The 17,101-nt window shown below is 64.3% G+C and carries 17 protein-coding genes; 7 read left to right on the top strand and 10 right to left on the bottom strand.

The features are described from left to right. Positions 1-939, bottom strand: coding sequence for a phospholipase BipL (gene bipL, locus PSTAB_RS00410; protein WP_013981237.1), 939 nt, complete (start codon positions 937-939; stop codon positions 1-3). Positions 940-1,024: 85 nt separating this feature from the next. On the opposite strand from bipL, the gene PSTAB_RS00405 reads away from it, so the two are divergent. Continuing rightward, a complete protein-coding gene (locus PSTAB_RS00405; protein ID WP_013981236.1) occupies positions 1,025-1,594 on the top strand; it encodes a DUF6436 domain-containing protein in 570 nt (189 codons plus the stop codon). An 84-nt stretch (positions 1,595-1,678) separates the two neighbouring features. On the opposite strand, the gene PSTAB_RS00400 is transcribed toward PSTAB_RS00405, so the two are convergent. From PSTAB_RS00400 to PSTAB_RS00385, 4 genes are all read right to left on the bottom strand, one after another. Further along, complete coding sequence (locus PSTAB_RS00400) at positions 1,679-2,581, bottom strand: ABC transporter permease subunit (RefSeq protein WP_013981235.1); 903 nt, start codon at positions 2,579-2,581, stop codon at positions 1,679-1,681. Next, positions 2,578-3,459: an ABC transporter permease subunit gene (locus PSTAB_RS00395; RefSeq protein WP_169917855.1), complete on the bottom strand. Its 882-nt coding sequence runs from the start codon at positions 3,457-3,459 to the stop codon at positions 2,578-2,580. The genes PSTAB_RS00400 and PSTAB_RS00395 overlap by 4 nt, the downstream gene beginning before the upstream one ends. A gap of 11 nt (positions 3,460-3,470) precedes the next feature. After that, on the bottom strand, positions 3,471-4,622 hold the full coding sequence (gene potA, locus PSTAB_RS00390) for a polyamine ABC transporter ATP-binding protein (RefSeq protein ID WP_013981234.1): 1,152 nt from the start codon (positions 4,620-4,622) through the stop codon (positions 3,471-3,473). Positions 4,623-4,769: 147 nt separating this feature from the next. Continuing rightward, positions 4,770-5,855 carry a polyamine ABC transporter substrate-binding protein gene (locus tag PSTAB_RS00385; RefSeq protein ID WP_013981233.1) on the bottom strand — a complete coding sequence of 362 codons (1,086 nt, stop codon included), beginning with the start codon at positions 5,853-5,855 and terminating at the stop codon, positions 4,770-4,772. Positions 5,856-5,858: 3 nt separating this feature from the next. Between PSTAB_RS00385 and PSTAB_RS00380 the strand changes: the two genes are divergently transcribed. Continuing rightward, a complete protein-coding gene (locus PSTAB_RS00380) occupies positions 5,859-6,149 on the top strand; it encodes a hypothetical protein (protein WP_020308588.1) in 291 nt (96 codons plus the stop codon). Here PSTAB_RS00380 and PSTAB_RS00375 read toward each other — a convergent pair. The 4 genes from PSTAB_RS00375 to PSTAB_RS00360 all read right to left on the bottom strand — a co-directional run bounded on the left by PSTAB_RS00375 (position 6,133) and on the right by PSTAB_RS00360 (position 11,019). Continuing rightward, positions 6,133-7,230, bottom strand: a complete 1,098-nt coding sequence (locus PSTAB_RS00375) for a polyamine ABC transporter substrate-binding protein (protein ID WP_011911317.1) — start codon at positions 7,228-7,230, stop codon at positions 6,133-6,135. The genes PSTAB_RS00380 and PSTAB_RS00375 overlap by 17 nt on opposite strands. A 216-nt stretch (positions 7,231-7,446) precedes the next feature. Further along, positions 7,447-8,805 carry an aspartate aminotransferase family protein gene (locus tag PSTAB_RS00370; RefSeq protein ID WP_011911316.1) on the bottom strand — a complete coding sequence of 453 codons (1,359 nt, stop codon included), beginning with the start codon at positions 8,803-8,805 and terminating at the stop codon, positions 7,447-7,449. A 66-nt stretch (positions 8,806-8,871) separates the two neighbouring features. Next, on the bottom strand, positions 8,872-10,230 hold the full coding sequence (locus PSTAB_RS00365) for a glutamine synthetase family protein (protein ID WP_011911315.1): 1,359 nt from the start codon (positions 10,228-10,230) through the stop codon (positions 8,872-8,874). A 42-nt stretch (positions 10,231-10,272) separates the two neighbouring features. Next, positions 10,273-11,019, bottom strand: coding sequence for a gamma-glutamyl-gamma-aminobutyrate hydrolase family protein (locus PSTAB_RS00360; RefSeq protein ID WP_013981232.1), 747 nt, complete (start codon positions 11,017-11,019; stop codon positions 10,273-10,275). Positions 11,020-11,259: 240 nt separating this feature from the next. Here PSTAB_RS00360 and PSTAB_RS00355 point away from each other — a divergent pair, with 240 nt between their 5' ends. The 5 genes from PSTAB_RS00355 to PSTAB_RS00335 all read left to right on the top strand — a co-directional run bounded on the left by PSTAB_RS00355 (position 11,260) and on the right by PSTAB_RS00335 (position 15,981). Further along, on the top strand, positions 11,260-12,633 hold the full coding sequence (locus PSTAB_RS00355) for a glutamine synthetase family protein (RefSeq protein WP_013981231.1): 1,374 nt from the start codon (positions 11,260-11,262) through the stop codon (positions 12,631-12,633). A gap of 74 nt (positions 12,634-12,707) precedes the next feature. Beyond that, positions 12,708-13,358, top strand: a complete 651-nt coding sequence (locus tag PSTAB_RS00350) for a TetR/AcrR family transcriptional regulator (protein WP_013981230.1) — start codon at positions 12,708-12,710, stop codon at positions 13,356-13,358. Positions 13,359-13,482: 124 nt separating this feature from the next. Next, the gene (gene aguB / locus PSTAB_RS00345; RefSeq protein WP_013981229.1) at positions 13,483-14,364 is read left to right on the top strand and encodes an N-carbamoylputrescine amidase; all 882 of its coding nucleotides are present in this window, start codon (positions 13,483-13,485) and stop codon (positions 14,362-14,364) included. A gap of 59 nt (positions 14,365-14,423) precedes the next feature. Then, positions 14,424-15,530, top strand: a complete 1,107-nt coding sequence (gene aguA / locus PSTAB_RS00340; protein ID WP_013981228.1) for an agmatine deiminase — start codon at positions 14,424-14,426, stop codon at positions 15,528-15,530. A 46-nt stretch (positions 15,531-15,576) separates the two neighbouring features. Then, on the top strand, positions 15,577-15,981 hold the full coding sequence (locus PSTAB_RS00335) for a VOC family protein (RefSeq protein WP_013981227.1): 405 nt from the start codon (positions 15,577-15,579) through the stop codon (positions 15,979-15,981). Between the two features lie 21 nt (positions 15,982-16,002). On the opposite strand, the gene PSTAB_RS00330 is transcribed toward PSTAB_RS00335, so the two are convergent. After that, complete coding sequence (locus PSTAB_RS00330) at positions 16,003-17,001, bottom strand: GGDEF domain-containing protein (protein ID WP_013981226.1); 999 nt, start codon at positions 16,999-17,001, stop codon at positions 16,003-16,005. Positions 17,002-17,101 lie beyond the last annotated feature (100 nt).

Below are 17,101 nucleotides of genomic sequence, written 5' to 3'. Positions count from 1 at the left end.
CTATTTCAGGCGCTCGCGCAGAAAGTCGAAGTAGGCCCGGCGCAGCTCCTCGCGCTCGTTCACCAGGTGGTGCCGTGCCTCCGGCAGACGCAGCACCTCGGCACCGGCGAATTTGCGCTGCAGCACCGGCAGGTTGTACTGCCAATCCACGGTCATGTCCGCCTCGCCCTGCACGATCAGCGGAGCCTGAGCACTGTCCGCGGCCCGCTCGATGCGCGGAATCCAGCGCGACAGCGCACCGACCCAGGCGGTGGGCAGGATGTCCGGCTGCAGCGGGTCCTGGGTCTGCACGAACTCGAGAAAGCCGGGGTCGCTGGAGTTCTCGCTGAAGGTCCGCGGAATCTGCTGAACGAAACGCCGCACCAGCTCGTAGCTGATGCGCGAGCGCAGCCAGGCCCGCGGGCGAACCAGCGGCGCCAGCAGGATGGTCCGCCCGAGGTCGCCGAGCGGCTCCTGATGCAGCAGATGATCCAGCGCGATGGCGCCGCCGGTGCTCTGGCCCAGCAGATGCCAAGGCCGTGGCAGATCGAGCCGACGGGCCTGCTCGAAGAGTCCGGAAAGCACCGCCTGGTACTCATCGAATTCGTTGATGCTGGCGCGCGGCCCGCTGGACAGTCCATGGCCGGGCAGGTCGCAGGCGAGCACCGCAAAACCCATCTCCAGGCCCCAGTCGACCACGTGCCGGTACAGCCCCATGTGATCGTAATACCCATGCAGAACCAGCAGACTGGCGTGCGGCTGCTCGGGCCACCAGGCCTGGGCGACGACATCGTAGTCGTGCACGCGAAAGCGTCCGAGACGCCGCTGCACCTTGCCCCGGTGTGGCAGGTCCAGCCCGTAGTAGGCCTGATAGTGCAGCGCCTCGGCCGAAGCCTCGGTGGCCTCGCTCAGGGCGGGCAGGCTGTTGCGCAATCGATCGGGCTGGATGAGCGTGGACATCGACTTTCTTCGGCTGGCTGGTACTCCGGATATTCAGCTCTGCAGCGCGTCATGGCAAGCTTGCGCACCTAGCCAGGAACCTGCCATGAGCGCACGTCGCAAATACCTGATCGCCGCCCTGATCGCCCTGCTCTGGGGCGCCGCCATGCTCGCCGCGTTCTGGTGGTTCGAGGCGCGCTACCTGCGCACCTTCGAGGGCGAGCGCGCCGAACTCTTCTCCGGCGACGCCCTGCGCCTGCCCGCCGCGCTGCAAGGCCCGGGGCCGGTGCGCTTCGTGCATTTCTGGGACCCTGGCTGCCCGTGCAACGTCGGCAACCAGCAGCACCTGCAGGAGTTGCTGCAGCGCTTCGCCGGTCAGCCCGTGGACTTCTACGAGGTGCGCAAGCCCGGCAGCAAGGGTCGCCTGCCGCAACCGCTGGCGGCCTTGAAGCCACTCGACGGGCTCATCGGCGCCGAGCAGCTACCGGCCAGCCCGGCAGTTGGCATCTGGGACCAGAGCGGCGAACTGGTCTACATCGGCCCCTACAGCGAGGGCGCGGTGTGCACCTCGGACAACAGCTTCGTCGAGCCGATCCTCGACGCGGTCCTTGCCGGCCGCAAGGTACGCGCAACCCATTCGCTGGCGGTGGCCTGCTTCTGCGACTGGCAGCGGTGAGGCAAGGATCGCGGCCTCGCATGCTGGGCGATGAACGGAATGAGAAAGGGCGCATCAATGCGCCCTTTCTTTGTTGCTCAAACCTTAGCTATGCGCCGAAGGCGGTACCAGCACCTTGCGGCTGTCGATCACCTGGCGCCAGGTGGGATTGCCAGCGGTCTCATCCATCGCCTGCTGCATGGCGCGGATGCGACGCTTCTCGGCACGCCGGGTCAGGTACCAGGCAAGGAAGGTCGCCAGCGACACGCTGAGCAGGATCAGGCTGGCCACGGCATTGATCTCCGGCTTCACGCCCAGGCGCACGGCGGAGAAGATCTCCATCGGCAGGGTGGTCGATCCGGGACCGGAGACGAAGCTCGCCAGCACCAGGTCGTCCAGCGACAGGGCAAAGGACAGCATGCCGCCCGCGGCCAGCGACGGCGCGATCATCGGCATGGTGATCAGGAAGAACACCTTCCACGGCCGCGCGCCGAGGTCCATCGCCGCTTCTTCGATGGACAGGTCCAGCTCACGCAGACGCGCCATTACCACCACCGCGACGTAGGCCGAGCAGAAGGTGGTGTGCGCGATCCAGATGGTCACCAGGCCGCGCTGGGCCGGCCAGCCGACCAGTTGCGCCATGGCCACGAACAGCAGCAGCAGGGACAGACCGGTGATCACCTCGGGCATCACCAGCGGCGCGGTGACCAGCCCGCCGAACAGCGTGCGGCCACGGAACACCGGGATGCGCGTCAGCACGAAGGCGGCCATGGTGCCCAGCGCCACCGCGGCGACCGCGGTGTACGCGGCGACCTCCAGCGAGCGCATCACCGCGCCCATCAGCTGCGAGTTGTCGAGCAGGCCGGTGTACCACTTCAGCGACCAGCCACCCCACACCGTCACCAGCCGCGAGGCGTTGAACGAGTAGATGACCAGGATCACCATCGGCAGGTAGATGAACAGCAGGCCAAGGACCAGGATCAGGTTGGAAAAGCTCCAGCGTTTCATAGCTTGCCCTCCAGTGCCTTAGCCTGGTTCCTGTTGAACAGGATGATCGGTACCAGCAGGATCGCCAGCATCACCACCGCCAGTGCCGAGGCCACCGGCCAGTCGCGGTTGTTGAAGAACTCCTGCCACAACACCTTGCCGATCATCAGCGTCTCCGGGCCGCCGAGCAGCTCGGGAATCACGAACTCGCCTACTACCGGGATGAACACCAGCATGCAGCCGGCAATGATGCCGTTCTTCGACAGGGGCACGGTGATCTTCCAGAAGCTGGTGAGGTTTCGCGCGCCCAGGTCGGAGGCGGCCTCCAGCAGACTCGGGTCGTGCTTCACCAGGTTGGCGTAGAGCGGCAGGATCATGAACGGCAGGTACGAATAGACCACACCGATGTACACCGCCACGTCGGTGTTGAGGATCTGCAGCGGCCGGTCGATCAGGCCCATGCCCAGCAGCAGGCTGTTGAGCAGGCCATTGCTGCTGAGGATGCCCATCCAAGCGTAGACGCGGATCAGGATAGCGGTCCAGGTCGGCATCATGATCAGCAGCAGCAACACGGTCTGCAGGTCCTTACGCGCGCGAGCGATGGCATAGGCCATGGGGTAACCGATCACCAGGCAGAGCAGCGTGCTGAAGAAGGCGATCTTCAGCGAGCCCAGATAGGCGGCCAGGTACAGCTCGTCCTCGCTGAGGAAGATGTAGTTGCCCAGGTTGATCAGTACCTGCAGCTGCTGCTCGGCGTAACGGAAAATTTCCGTGTACGGCGGAATCGCCACGTCGGCCTCGGCGAAGCTGATCTTCAGCACGATGGCGAACGGCAGCAGGAAGAACAGGAACAGCCACAGGAAGGGCACGCCGATGACCAGTCGGCGTCCGGTATTCAAGGGCGAGCGGCTCATGCCTGCAGCACCACGCCGCTGTCATCCCACCAGTAGACGTACACCTCTTCCTCCCAGGTCGGCAGTTTCACATGGCGTTCGGCGTTGGCCATGAAGGCCTGCAGCACACCACCGGACGGTAGCTTGATGTAGTACACCGAATGACCGCCCAGGTAGGCGATGTCGTGCACGACGCCCTTGGCCCAGTTGTAGCCCGGACGCTCCAGTTCCGGCAGCTCGGTGCCGATCAGCAGCTTTTCCGGGCGCAGGGCGTAGGTGATGTGCTTGTCCTGCGCACGGGTGCTGATGCCGTGGCCCACGTAGATCGGATTGTCCAGCCCGGGCGAGGCGATGATCGCGTGGTCGCCCATGTCTTCCACCAGCTCGCCCTCGAACAGGTTGACGTTGCCGATGAACTCGCAGACCAGGCGACTGGCCGGCGTCTCGTAGATGTCCATCGGGCTGCCGACCTGGGCGATCCAGCCCTGATGCATGATGGCGATGCGCTCGGCCATGGTCATGGCCTCTTCCTGGTCGTGGGTCACCATCACGCAGGTCACGCCGACGCGCTCGATGATCTGTACCAGTTCCAGTTGCATCTGCGAGCGCAGCTTCTTGTCCAACGCGCCCATCGGCTCGTCGAGCAGCAGCAGTTTCGGGCGCTTGGCCAGCGAGCGCGCCAGGGCGACGCGCTGGCGCTGGCCGCCAGAGAGCTGATGTGGTTTGCGCTTGGCGTACTGGGTCATCTGCACCAGACCGAGCATTTCCTTGACCCGCTCCTCGATCTCGGTCTTAGGCAGACCGTCCTGCTTGAGACCGAAGGCGATGTTCTGCTCAACGGTCATGTGCGGGAACAGGGCATAGGACTGGAACATCATGTTGATCGGCCGCTCGTACGGCGGCATGTCGGTGATGTCCTGGCCATCGAGGAAGATGCGCCCTTCGGTGGGTCGCTCGAAGCCCGCCAGCATGCGCAGCAGGGTCGACTTGCCCGAGCCGGAACCGCCCAGCAGCGCGAAGATCTCGCCCTGATGAATGCTCAGCGAGACGTCATCGACCGCCACCGTTTCGTCAAACTTCTTGGTGACGCGATCGATCTTCAGCAGCACCTGCTTGTTCTTGCTCTCGCCACTGAGGGCCTTCTTGTAGGCGCTGGAGGCAACGGCCATGCGCGAACTCCCGAAATGAAAAAAGTTGGCCGGCCAGAGCCGGGCTATCTATGAGTCGTTGCTGCGGGCGCGTCGTCGGACGCACCCTTCAATGCCCTTCCCGCGTCACGGCCGCCATGGGGCGCTCGACGGGTCGGGCTCCGGGGTTCACTTGCCGGATTTCACCTTGGTCCAGGTGCGGGTCATCAAACGTTGAATCTTGGGCGGCAGTTCGGCCGAGACATACAGACGGTCCAGTACTTCCTGCGGCGGATATACCGAGGCATCCTCACGGACTTCCTGATCCATCAGTTCGCTCGCCTTGAGGTTGGGGTTGGCGTAACCGACGTAGTCGCTCACCGCGGCAATCACCTCGGGGCGCAACAGGTAGTTGATGAATGCGTGGGCTTCCTCGACGTTGCTGGCATCGGCGGGGATCGCCAGCATGTCGAACCAGAGGTTGCCGCCCTCCTTGGGAATGGCGTAGGCAATCTCGATGCCCTTGCCGGCTTCCTCGGCGCGGGCGGCGGCCTGGAACACGTCACCGGAGAACCCGGCAGCGACGCAGATATTGCCATTGGCGAGATCGGAAATGTACTTCGACGAGTGGAAATAGCGCACATGCGGACGCACGGCCAGCAGTTTCTCCTCGGCCTTCTGGTAGTCCGCGGCATTCTCGCTGTTGGGGTCCAGGCCGAGGTAGTTGAGCATGGCGGGAATCATCTCGTCCGCCGAGTCCAGAAAGGCAATGCCACAACTGGCAAGCTTCTGCGCATTTTCAGGCTCGAACAGCACCGACCAGGAGTCGATCTTGTCGACACTAAGCGCGGCCTTGACCTTTTCGACGTTGTAGCCGATGCCGTTGGTGCCCCACAGATAGGGCGCCGCATGGGCATTGCCGGGATCGTTCTTCTGCAGCTGCTTGAGCAGTGACGGATCGAGGTTTTCCCAGTTCGGCAGCTTGCTCTTGTCCAGCTGCTGGAATGCACCGGCACGGATCTGCTTGCCGAGGAAATGGTTGGAAGGCACCACCACGTCATAGCCGCTGCGGCCGGCGAGCAACTTGCCTTCCAGGGTTTCGTTGGAATCGAAGACGTCATAGACCGGCTTGATACCGGTTTCCTTCTCGAACTCTTCCAGCGTCGTTTCGCCGATGTAATCCGACCAGTTGTAGACGTGCACCGAGGCGGCCTGGGCGGTGGCCGCACCGGCGACGGCGGCGGCGACGATCAGCGACTTGAGGGTCGAGCGCATGGGATGAGTCCTCTTCTTTTGCGGCCGCGCATGATCCCGGCGGGAAAGGCGGGCTATTTATTGGAAAAACCTCTGAAAATCAACAAATTTGAGATGACGAAAGCGGTCGGCGCGATGCATGCGCAGACGCAGGGGCTTGCGACGGGCAGCGGGGAAGTCGTTGTCATTGTTGTTCCTCGCATTGGCAGCGCCGGTGCGAACCTCACGGCACCGGCGCTGCCGGTCGATTGGCCGGCTTTCACGACGGGCGCGAGCCCGGCGCGAAAGCCTGGCGGTATCAACGTCCGGACTTGATCTTGGTCCAGCTGCGGGTCATGGCGCGCTGGGTCTTCGGATCCAGATCGGGGAAGGTGTAGAGCTTCTGCAGCACCGCCTGGCTCGGGTAGATGCCCTCGTCGGTACGGATGGCTTCATCCAGCAGCGGAGTGGCCGCGGCGTTGCCGTTGGGGAACTGCACGTAGTTGGTGATGGAGGCCATCACGTCCGGCTTCATCAGGTAGTTGAGGAAGACGTGGGCGTTCTCGACGTTCTTCGCGTCGGCCGGCACCGCCAGCATGTCGAAGAAGCTGCCGGCACCTTCTTTCGGAATCTTGTAGCCGACGTTGACGCCGTTGGCCGCTTCCTCGGCGCGCGACTTGCCCTGATAGATGTCGCCGGAATAGCCGATCGCCACGCAGATGTTGCCGTTGGCCAGATCCGAGATGTACTTGGACGAATGGAAGTAGGCGACGTGCGGGCGGATCTGCATGAACAGGTCTTCGGCCTTCTTCAGCTCATCGGCCTTGCCGCTGTCGGTCGCGTAGCCGAGGTAATGCAGCGCCGCCGGCAGCATCTCGGTGGGCGAGTCGAGGAAGGCGACGCCACAGGACTTCAGCTTCTCGATGTTCTCCGGCTTGAACACCAGGTCCCAGGAGTCCACCGGCGCGTTGTCGCCCAGCGCGGCCTTGACCTTGTCGACGTTGTAGCCGATGCCGATGGTGCCCCACATGTAGGGAATCGAGTACTGGTTGCCCGGGTCGCTCGAATCCAGCGCCTTGAGCAGGTCCTTGTCGAGGTTTTCCCAGTTCGGCAGCTTGGACTTGTCCAGCTTCTGGAACACACCGGCCTTGATCTGCTTGGCGAGGAACGGGTTGGACGGCACCACCACGTCGTAACCGGAGCTACCGGCCAGCAGCTTGGCTTCCAGCACCTCGTTGCTGTCGAAGACGTCGTAGACGACCTTGATGCCGGTTTCCTTGGTGAAATTCTCCAGGGTGTCTTCGGCGATATAGTCGGACCAGTTATAGACGTGCAGCACCTTTTCCTGGGCCTGCGCAGCCCCGGCAACGGTGCCGGCCAGCGTCATGGCAAGTAGGGTCTTGGCGAAGGGATTCATCCGTGCAGCTCCTGTTTGTCATCATTAATGTCGGGGCAGTGGAACAGGCCATGTACCGCGCGGCGGCCTGGCGGTGTGCCGGCTCGACACACCCCTGGGCAGGTCTGGCCTTCAGCACGCGCGCAGTCTGGCAAGGTCGGGGCCGTCTTTTCAACAACCCGAACGCACACGGCCGGCATTCGTCAACCTTAGCCCAGCCAGCGCCGGCCGCACCGCTCAGCCCAGCACATCCTTGGCTGTCGCATCCAGACACAGACGCACCTTGCCGATCAGCTCGTCGATCTGCTCCTCGCTGATCACCAGCGGCGGCGAGATGATCATGGTGTCGCCGACCGCGCGCATCACCAGGCCGTTGCGGAAGCAGTGCTCGCGGCAGCGCATGCCCACGCCGGCATCAGCGAAGCGTTCGCGGGTCTTCTTGTTCTTCACCAGCTCCAGCGCGCCGAGCAGGCCGACGCCGCGGGCTTCGCCCACCAGCGGATGCTCGACCAGTTCCTGCCAGCGGGATTGCAAATAGGGTGCCGTCTTGCTCTTCACCCGCTCGACGATCTTCTCCTCGCGCAGGATGCGGATGTTCTCCAGCGCCACCGCGGCGGCCACCGGGTGCCCCGAATAGGTGAAACCGTGATAGAACTCGCCGCCCTCGTTGAGCGTCTGCACCACTTCGTCGCGCACGATGACCCCGCCCATGGGGATGTAGCCGGACGTCAGGCCCTTGGCGATGGGCATCAGATCGGGCGCGAGACCGTAATAATCGCTGCCGAACCACTCGCCGGTACGGCCGAAGCCGCAGATCACCTCGTCAGCGATGAAAAGGATGTCGTAGCGCGCGAGGATTTCCTTGACTCGCGGCCAGTAGCTGGCCGGCGGAATGATGACGCCGCCCGCGCCCTGGATCGGCTCGGCGATAAAGGCAGCGACCTTGTCCTCGCCGACTTCGAGAATCTTCTGCTCCAGCTGATCGGCGACACGCACGCCGAACTCCTCCGGACTCATGTCACCGCCTTCGCCGTACCAGTAGGGCTGGTCGATGTGCTCGATGCCGGGAATCGGGAAGTCGCCCTGCTCGTGCATGGCCTTCATGCCGCCTAGGCTGGCACCGGCGACGGTGGAGCCGTGGTAGCCGTTCCAGCGGCCGATGATCACCTTCTTCTCCGGCTGACCCTTGACCGCCCAGTAATGGCGCACCATGCGCAGCACCGTGTCGTTGGACTCGGAGCCGGAACCGGTGAAGAACACATGGTTCATGCCGGCCGGGGCAATGTCGGCGATGGCCTTGGCCAGGGCCACCGCGGGCGGATGCGCGGTCTGGAAGAACAGGTTGTAGTAAGGCAGCTCGCGCATCTGCCGGGTCGCCGCCTCGATCAGCTCTTCGCGGCCATAACCGACGTTGACGCACCAGAGCCCGGCCATGGCGTCGAGGATCTTGTGCCCCTCGCTGTCCCACAGGTAGACGCCGGACGCCCGGGTGATGATGCGCGTGCCCTTGGCGTTGAGCGCCTTGTAGTCGGTGAAGGGCGGCAGGTGGTGGTCACGGCTCAGCGCTTGCCAGTGCAGGGTTTGCGAATCGCTCATCAGTCACCTCTTAGCCAGTATTGTGGGGTCGGTGGACCGGCAATGGGCCGCCCACCCTGCGCTTGCTTACACCGAGAGCATCAGGAATTCCCGCTCCCAGGAGCTGATCACCCGGTGGTAGTTCTCCTGCTCGGCGCGCTTGACCGCGACGTAGCCGGTGATGAATTTCGGGCTCAGGTACTTCTCCAGCTCGCGGCAGGTTTCCATCCGCTCCAGCGCCGCTTCCAGGGTCAGCGGCAGGCGCAGGTTGCGCCGCTCGTAGCCGCGGCCCTTGACCGGCTGGCTCGGTGGCAGCTGCTCGACCATGCCGATGTAGCCGCACAGCAGGCTCGCGGCGATGGCCAGGTAAGGGTTGGCGTCGGCGCCTGCCAGGCGGTTCTCGACACGGCGGTTCTGCGGATCGGAATCCGGCACGCGCAGGCCCACGGTACGGTTCTCTTCGCCCCATTCCACGTTCACGGGCGCCGAGGTATCGGGCAGGAAGCGGCGGAACGAATTGACGTTGGGCGCGAACATCGGCAGCAGCTCGGGGATGTACTTCTGCAGGCCGCCGACGTGGTGCAGGAACAGCTGGCTCATGGAGCCGTCGTCGTTGGAGAAGATGTTGCGCCCGGTGTTGAGGTCGATGACGCTCTGGTGCAGGTGCATCGCGCTGCCCGGCTCGCCGGTCATCGGCTTTGCCATGAAGGTGGCAGCGACGTTGTGCTTGAGCGCCGCCTCGCGCATGGTGCGCTTGAACACCAGGATCTGGTCGGCCAGGTGCAGCGCCTCGCCGTGACGGAAGTTGATCTCCATCTGCGCGGTGCCTTCCTCGTGGATCAGGGTGTCCAGATCCAGGCCCTGCGCTTCGCACCAGTCGTACATGTCCTCGAACAGCGGGTCGAATTCGTTGGCAGCGTCGATGGAAAACGACTGACGCCCAGTCTCCTGTCTACCGGAACGGCCGATCGGCGGCTGGAACGGCAGGTCCGGGTCCTCGCAGCGCTTGGTCAGGTAGAACTCCATCTCCGGCGCGACGATGGGCTGCCAGCCACGATCGGCATACATCTTCAGCACACGCTTGAGGATGTTGCGCGGCGACAGCTCGATAGGATTTCCCATCTTGTCGTAGGTGTCGTGGATCACCTGCGCGGTGGGCTCGATGGCCCAGGGCACGAGGAACACCGCGTTCGGGTCCGGCCGACAGAACATGTCGATGTCCGCCGGGTCGAGCAGCTCGTAGTAGATATCGTCCTCGACATAGTCACCGGTCACGGTCTGCAGCAGCACGCTTTCCGGCAGGCGCATGCCCTTCTCGTCGAGAAACTTGTTGGTCGGTGAAATCTTGCCGCGGGCGATCCCGGTCAGGTCGCTGATCAGGCATTCCACTTCGGTGATCTTGCGTTCTTTCAGCCAGCCGGTGAGCTGGTCGAGCTGGATACTCATGTTGACCTCGGGTTGCTGGGAAATGGCCGTACAGGGTCGGCCTCAGCGTTGTCGTGCGCGTGCCTGGCAGGCCTCGGCGAAGCCGCGGAACAGCGCCAGATAATGTGGATGCGATTGGACCTGCCATTCCGGATGCCATTGCACGCCAAGGGCGAAGCTCTGCGCAGCCTCGACGGAAAATGCCTCGATCAGCCCGTCGGGAGCCAGCGCCTCGATGCGCAGACCAGCGCCGAGACGCTCGACACCCTGCCCATGCACCGAATTGACCTGGATCTGCGCCGGCAAGCCAAGGCGCTCGAGCAGCCCACCAGGCTGCACTTGCAGCGCATGGCTGAGGCCGTACTGCACCTCCAGCGGATCGTCCGGGCGCTCGCGGTGGTCCTGATAGGGCCCGGCTTCGTGAACCTTCTGGTGCAGGCTGCCGCCAAACGCCACGTTCATCTCCTGGAATCCTCGGCAGATGCCGAACACCGGAATGCCGGCATCCACCGCCGCGCGAATCAGCGGCAGGGTGAGGCGGTCGCGAAACGGATCATGATGGGTGCCCGGCTCGCTCGCCGGGCCGCCATAGTGATGCGGCTCGACATTGGACGGCGAGCCGGTGAACAGCAGGCCGTCGAAGCTTTCCAGCAGCGTTGCCGGATCGATCAGCTCGTCCAGCGCCGGGATCACCAGCGGCACGCCGGCGATCGCCGCGGCACGCAGGTACTTGTCGCCGGCGATATGAAAGCTGTGGTGGCCGATCTGCTTGGTACAGGCCGATACGCCGATCAGAGGCTTGCGCGACATGGGATACTCGTCGTTCGAATGGGGCATATCGGAGAGTAGTCTTGTTCATTTTTATAGACAATAGCCCGAACTTCAGCCGCGTGCGCGACGCTCGACACACACGGCAGATGCCCCAAAAAAGGCCCAGCATGGGCACTCATGGGGCGCCGGCCGGCTACTATTGACAGTGAACAGGCTTTTCGATTGACTCCCAGACAAGCATCTGATGATTGAAATTTTTAACAATTAAGGTAATTCATCATGGCCCCGCCGCGTGCCGTTCAGCTCAACGAAGCTAACGCATTTCTCAAGGAACATCCGGAGGTTCAGTACGTCGATCTGCTGATCACCGACATGAACGGAGTCGTGCGCGGCAAGCGCATCGAGCGCGCCAGCCTGCACAAGGTCTACGAGAAGGGCATCAACCTCCCCGCCTCGCTGTTCGCCCTGGATATCAATGGCATCACCGTGGAAAGCACGGGCCTTGGCATGGACATCGGCGACTCCGACCGTATCTGCTTCCCGATTCCCAACACCCTGTCCAAGGAACCCTGGCAGAAGCGCCCCACCGCGCAGCTGCTGATGACCATGCACGAGCGCGACGGCGCACCGTTCTTCGCCGACCCGCGCGAGGTGCTGCGCCAGGTGGTGAGCAAGTTCGACGAGCTGGGCCTGACCATCTGCGCCGCATTCGAGCTGGAGTTCTATCTGATCGACCAGGAGAACATCAACGGTCGGCCGCAGCCGCCGCGCTCGCCGATCTCCGGCAAGCGCCCGCACTCGACCCAGGTCTATCTGATCGACGACCTGGACGAGTACGTCGACTGCCTGCAGGACATTCTCGAAGGCGCCAAGGAACAGGGCATCCCGGCCGATGCCATCGTCAAGGAAAGCGCCCCGGCGCAGTTCGAGGTCAACCTCCACCACGTCGCCGATCCGATCAAGGCATGCGACTACGCGGTGCTGCTGAAGCGGCTGATCAAGAACATCGCCTACGACCACGAGATGGACACGACCTTCATGGCCAAGCCCTACCCGGGCCAGGCCGGCAACGGTCTGCACGTGCACATCTCGCTGCTCGACAAGAATGGCAACAATATATTCGCCACCGACAATCCGCTGGACAGCCAGCCGCTGCGCCATGCCATCGGCGGCTTGCAGCAGACCATGGCGGCCTCGATGGCCTTCCTCTGCCCCAACGTGAATTCCTACCGACGTTTCGGCGCTCAGTTCTACGTGCCCAACGCGCCTTGCTGGGGCATGGACAACCGCACCGTGGCACTGCGCGTGCCGACCGACAGCCCGGACGCGGTACGCATCGAACACCGGGTCGCCGGTGCCGACGCCAACCCCTACCTGCTGCTCGCCGGCATCCTCGCCGGGGTGCACCACGGCCTGACCAACAAGATCGAGCCGGATGCCCCCATCGAAGGCAATTCCTACGAGCAGGTCGAGCAGAGCCTGCCGACCAACCTGCGCGACGCCCTGCGCGAGCTGGACGACAGCGAGATCATGGCGCGCTACATCAGCCCCGATTACATCGACATCTTCGTCGCCTGCAAGGAGAGCGAACTCGCCGAGTTCGAGCATTCGATCTCGGACCTCGAGTACAACTGGTATCTGCATACCGTCTAGCCGCGAGCCGGCGTGCTGCGGAGCGACCGCCACGGCGGTTTGCATCCGCCGCCAGGCTGGCTTCAAATAGGCCGATGACCAAGCCCAGCCCCGCGACCGCCAGTCGCCGACCGCGCGCCAGCAGCCAGGCGCGCATTCGCCAGATCCTCGCCAGCGCCCGCGAACTGCTCGCCGAGCAGGGCGCTGCGACGCTATCGGTGTATGCCGTGGCCGAGCACGCCGGCATTCCCCCCTCTTCCGTCTATCACTTCTTTTCCGGTGTGCCGGCGCTGCTTGCCGCACTGACGGCGGACGTGCACGCCGCCTTCCGGGCCAGCCTGGAACGGCCCATCGAGCATGACAGACTGGGCAGCTGGCACGACCTCTCACGCCTGATCGAACAGCGCATGCTGGCGATCTATCAGCAGGACAGCGCCGCGCGCCAGCTGATTCTGGCGCAACACGGTCTCGGTGAAGTCACCCAGACCGACCAGCGCCTGGATCTGGAACTCGGCCAGGCCATGCAGGCGGTGTTCGAGCGGCATTTCGCCCTGCCTCCGCTGCCGCAGGACATCGATGTATTCGCCCTGGCCCTGGAACTTGGCGACCGCGTCTATGCTCGATCCATACAGCTGTACGGCAGCCTGACGCCGCGCATGGCCGAGGAAGGCATGCGGGTGTTCGATGCCTATCTCGGCCTGTACCTGCCGCCCTGGTTGCCGAAGCGGGAACAGGCGGAATGCTGACCGATAAATATCGATAAACGGCCGCTTCATTTGATCTTCAGAGCTCCAAAGCCTCTATCAATACGGATAACTATCGAATAAATTTGCGCCTTCGATAGCCGCCCATCAAAGCCGCGAGGTTTCCATGTCCCGAGTCGTTACCGTAGCCGCCACCCAGATGGCCTGTTCCTGGGATCGTCAGGCCAACATCGCCAATGCCGACAGGCTGGTGCGCGAGGCCGCCGCCAAGGGCGCGCAGATCATCCTGATCCAGGAGCTGTTCGAGACCCCGTACTTCTGCCAGAAGCCCAATCCGCAATACCTGCAGCTGGCGACCCCGGTGGAGCAGAACCCGGCGATCCAGCATTTCCAGAAGCTCGCCGCCGAACTGCAGGTGGTGCTGCCGATCAGCTTCTTCGAGCTGGCCGGGCGGGCACGCTTCAACTCCATCGCCATCATCGATGCCGACGGCAGGTTGCTTGGCGTCTACCGCAAGAGCCACATCCCGGACGGCCCCGGCTACCACGAGAAGTACTATTTCAACCCGGGCGACACCGGCTTCAAGGTGTGGAACACCCGCTACGCCAGGATCGGCGTGGCCATCTGCTGGGACCAGTGGTTCCCCGAGACCGCCCGCAGCATGGCGCTGATGGGTGCAGAACTGCTGTTCTACCCGACCGCCATCGGCAGCGAGCCGCACGATGCGAGCATCACGTCCCGCGACCATTGGCAGCGCGTGCAACAGGGCCATGCCGGCGCCAACCTGATGCCGCTGATCGCCAGCAACCGCATCGGCCGCGAGGAGCAGGACGGCTACGACATCACCTTCTACGGCTCCTCGTTCATCGCCGACCAGTTCGGCGCCAAGGTCGAGGAAATGGATGAAACCAGCGAGGGCGTGCTGGTGCACAGCTTCGACCTCGACCAGCTGGAGCACATCCGCAGCGCCTGGGGCGTGTTCCGCGATCGCCGGCCGAACCTGTACGGCTCGATCAAGACCCTCGACGGCTCGCTGCCGTCCGAGTGAGCAGCAGACCTTCATAGCTCGAAAGCGCGCCGCACTTTCCACCCTTCACGGACATCGCCATGACCACCCTGACCAGCACCCCTCGCCAAGATGGTTACTACATGCCCGCCGAATGGGCGCCGCACAGCCAGACCTGGATGGTCTGGCCGCAGCGCCCGGACAACTGGCGGGACAACGCGGCGCCGGCACAGGCGGCCTTCGCCGCCGTCGCCAAGGCGATCGCCCGTTTCGAGCCGGTGACCGTCTGCGCCAGCGCCGAGCAGTACCTGGCGGCGCGCGCCGCACTGGATGACCCGCGCATCCGCGTGGTGGAAATGAGCAGCGACGACGCCTGGGTGCGTGACACCGGGCCGACCTTCGTCATCGACGACAACGGAGGCCTGCGCGGCGTCGACTGGACCTTCAATGCCTGGGGTGGCGAAGACGGCGGGCTCTACGCCGACTGGCAACGCGACGACGAGGTGGCGCGCAAGATCCTCGAGATCGAGTACTGCGATCGCTATCGCACCGAAGGTTTCGTGCTCGAGGGCGGCTCGATCCACGTCGACGGCGAAGGCACGCTGATCACCACCGAGGAGTGCCTGCTCAACCGCAACCGCAACCCGCAGCTGTCCCGCGAGCAGATCGAGGCGGTCCTGCGCGAGCACCTGGCGGTCGACAGCATCATCTGGCTGCCCCACGGCCTGTTCAACGACGAAACCGACGGCCACGTCGACAACTTCTGCTGCTTCGTCCGCCCGGGCGAAGTGCTGCTGGCCTGGACCGACGACGCCAACGACCCGAACTACGCACGCTGCCAGGCCGCCATGGCGGTGTTGCAGCACGCACGCGACGCCAAGGGTCGCGCGCTGATCGTGCACAAGATCCCGATCCCCGGCCCGCTGCATGCGTCGGACGCCGAGTGCGCCGGTGTCGTGGCGCTGGATGGCAGCCAGCTGCGCGATCCGTCGATCCGTCTGGCGGGCAGCTACGTGAACTTCCTGATCGTCAACGGCGGCATCATCGCACCGGCCTTCGGCGATCCGCTGGACGGCGAAGCCGAGCGCATCCTGCGCGAGGTGTTCCCCGAGCACGACGTGGTCATGGTACCGGGCCGAGAGATTCTGCTTGGCGGCGGCAACATCCACTGCATCACCCAGCAGCAACCGGCGCCCTTCGTACGCTGAGGGCGAAACGAAGCGCCTGGGCGCTGGCCCAGGCAGGGAGGGTCCGATGGACTTTCTGGTCAACCTGGACGTCGACGACCTGGAGCGGGGCGTGGACTTCTACAGCTCGCTGTTCGGCCTGCAGGTCGGGCGCCGACTCGGCGGGTTCGCCGTGGAGTTGCTCGGCGGGCCGGCGCCCATCTACCTGCTGCACAAGGACGCCGGCAGCGCTGCGACGCCCGAGGGCAACCAGCACCGCCATTACGGACGCCACTGGACGCCGGTGCATCTGGACTTCGTCGTCGAGGATATCGAGTCCGTCACCGCAAAGGCGATCGCCCTGGGTGCGCGGCTGGAGAAGCCCATCACCACCGAAAACTGGGGCCGGCTGGCGTTGCTGGCCGACCCCTTCGGTCACGGCTTCTGCCTGATCCAGTTTCTCGGTCGCGGCTATGACGAGCGGCTCGACTAGAGCCGTCGAGCGCGATGCGGTTCAGCCGACGATGACCTGATTCTTGCCGAGGCGCTTGGCGGTGTACATCGCCGCATCGGCACGGGCGAAGACGGCGCTGAGTTCTGCGTCGCTGGCCCTCAGGTAGGTCAGGCCCAGGCTGGCGGTGACGCGGAAGCGCTCGCCGTTCTCGGCGGTGAACACCACCCGTTCGATCTCGCGCTGCAGACGCTCGGCGATCTGCTCGGCCAGGTCCGGCTGGCAACCCGGCAGCACGGCGGCGAACTCCTCGCCACCGATACGGCCGAACAAGTCGCTCTGGCGCAGCACGGCGGCGCCGCAGCGGGCGACCTTCTGCAGCACCTGATCGCCCATCTGGTGGCCGTGGGTATCGTTGATGCGCTTGAAGTCGTCGATGTCCAGCAGCAGGAACGCCAGCGACGAGGCGAACTGCCGGGCGCGTTCGAATTCGATCCGCGCGCACTCGAAGAAGTGCCGGCGGTTGCTGCTCTGGGTCAGCACGTCGGTAGTCGCCAGGCGCTGCAGCTCGCCCTCGAGCTGCTTCTTCTCGGTAATGTCCTCGGCAATGCCGACGATGATCGGACTCTGCCCGTTCTCGCCCGGACGGCCGAGGAAGCACTTGTCGCTCAGCCAGCGCAGCTGCCCGTCACCGCGAATGATGCGGTACTCGCGGGTTTCCACGGCGCCCTCGTCGAGCACGGCGAGCATGCTCTTCTGGGCGTACTCCACGTCGTCGGGGTAGATCGCGTTGCGCCATTCGCCGTAATCGGCCAGCAGCAGGGCCGGTGAGCGGCCGAAAATACGTTCGTAGGCCGGGCTGACGTAGATCATCCGCTGCGCCTGCCAGTCGAACGCCCAGAGCACCGCATTCACCCCGCCCATGAGCGTGCTGAACAGCTGTTCGCGCTCACCCAGCCGGGCGACCTCTGCCCGCGCGTGCATCAGCGCCAGCAACGTCTGCGCATCCCCGCCCGGCGACATTCTCATTCCCGCCTCACCCTGCTTGCTTGCAAGCCGCATAGCCTTCTTCCTGAAACGACCGCCGCGCGTGGCAGCGGTACTGCATGGATTAAAGAATGCTGTTCAGAGAGGCGCCAAGGCGCAAAGTTCCGGGCGCCGC

The sequence above is a fragment of the Stutzerimonas stutzeri genome, from assembly GCF_000219605.1.
GTDB lineage: Bacteria > Pseudomonadota > Gammaproteobacteria > Pseudomonadales > Pseudomonadaceae > Stutzerimonas > Stutzerimonas stutzeri.
The sequence above is the reverse complement of the archived record's forward strand: the minus strand, read 5'-3'. Positions and strand labels throughout refer to the sequence as shown.

Bases quoted from the DNA above. Each gene is read 5' to 3' on its own strand.
- bipL (WP_013981237.1), bottom strand. From the start codon at position 939: ATGTCCACGCTCATCCAGCCCGATCGATTGCGCAACAGCCTGCCCGCC.
- PSTAB_RS00405 (WP_013981236.1), top strand. From the start codon at position 1,025: ATGAGCGCACGTCGCAAATACCTGATCGCCGCCCTGATCGCCCTGCTC.
- PSTAB_RS00400 (WP_013981235.1), bottom strand. From the start codon at position 2,581: ATGAAACGCTGGAGCTTTTCCAACCTGATCCTGGTCCTTGGCCTGCTG.
- potA (WP_013981234.1), bottom strand. From the start codon at position 4,622: ATGGCCGTTGCCTCCAGCGCCTACAAGAAGGCCCTCAGTGGCGAGAGC.
- PSTAB_RS00385 (WP_013981233.1), bottom strand. From the start codon at position 5,855: ATGCGCTCGACCCTCAAGTCGCTGATCGTCGCCGCCGCCGTCGCCGGT.
- PSTAB_RS00380 (WP_020308588.1), top strand. From the start codon at position 5,859: ATGAGTCCTCTTCTTTTGCGGCCGCGCATGATCCCGGCGGGAAAGGCG.
- PSTAB_RS00375 (WP_011911317.1), bottom strand. From the start codon at position 7,230: ATGAATCCCTTCGCCAAGACCCTACTTGCCATGACGCTGGCCGGCACC.
- PSTAB_RS00370 (WP_011911316.1), bottom strand. From the start codon at position 8,805: ATGAGCGATTCGCAAACCCTGCACTGGCAAGCGCTGAGCCGTGACCAC.
- PSTAB_RS00365 (WP_011911315.1), bottom strand. From the start codon at position 10,230: ATGAGTATCCAGCTCGACCAGCTCACCGGCTGGCTGAAAGAACGCAAG.
- PSTAB_RS00360 (WP_013981232.1), bottom strand. From the start codon at position 11,019: ATGTCGCGCAAGCCTCTGATCGGCGTATCGGCCTGTACCAAGCAGATC.
- PSTAB_RS00355 (WP_013981231.1), top strand. From the start codon at position 11,260: ATGGCCCCGCCGCGTGCCGTTCAGCTCAACGAAGCTAACGCATTTCTC.
- PSTAB_RS00350 (WP_013981230.1), top strand. From the start codon at position 12,708: ATGACCAAGCCCAGCCCCGCGACCGCCAGTCGCCGACCGCGCGCCAGC.
- aguB (WP_013981229.1), top strand. From the start codon at position 13,483: ATGTCCCGAGTCGTTACCGTAGCCGCCACCCAGATGGCCTGTTCCTGG.
- aguA (WP_013981228.1), top strand. From the start codon at position 14,424: ATGACCACCCTGACCAGCACCCCTCGCCAAGATGGTTACTACATGCCC.
- PSTAB_RS00335 (WP_013981227.1), top strand. From the start codon at position 15,577: ATGGACTTTCTGGTCAACCTGGACGTCGACGACCTGGAGCGGGGCGTG.
- PSTAB_RS00330 (WP_013981226.1), bottom strand. From the start codon at position 17,001: ATGCGGCTTGCAAGCAAGCAGGGTGAGGCGGGAATGAGAATGTCGCCG.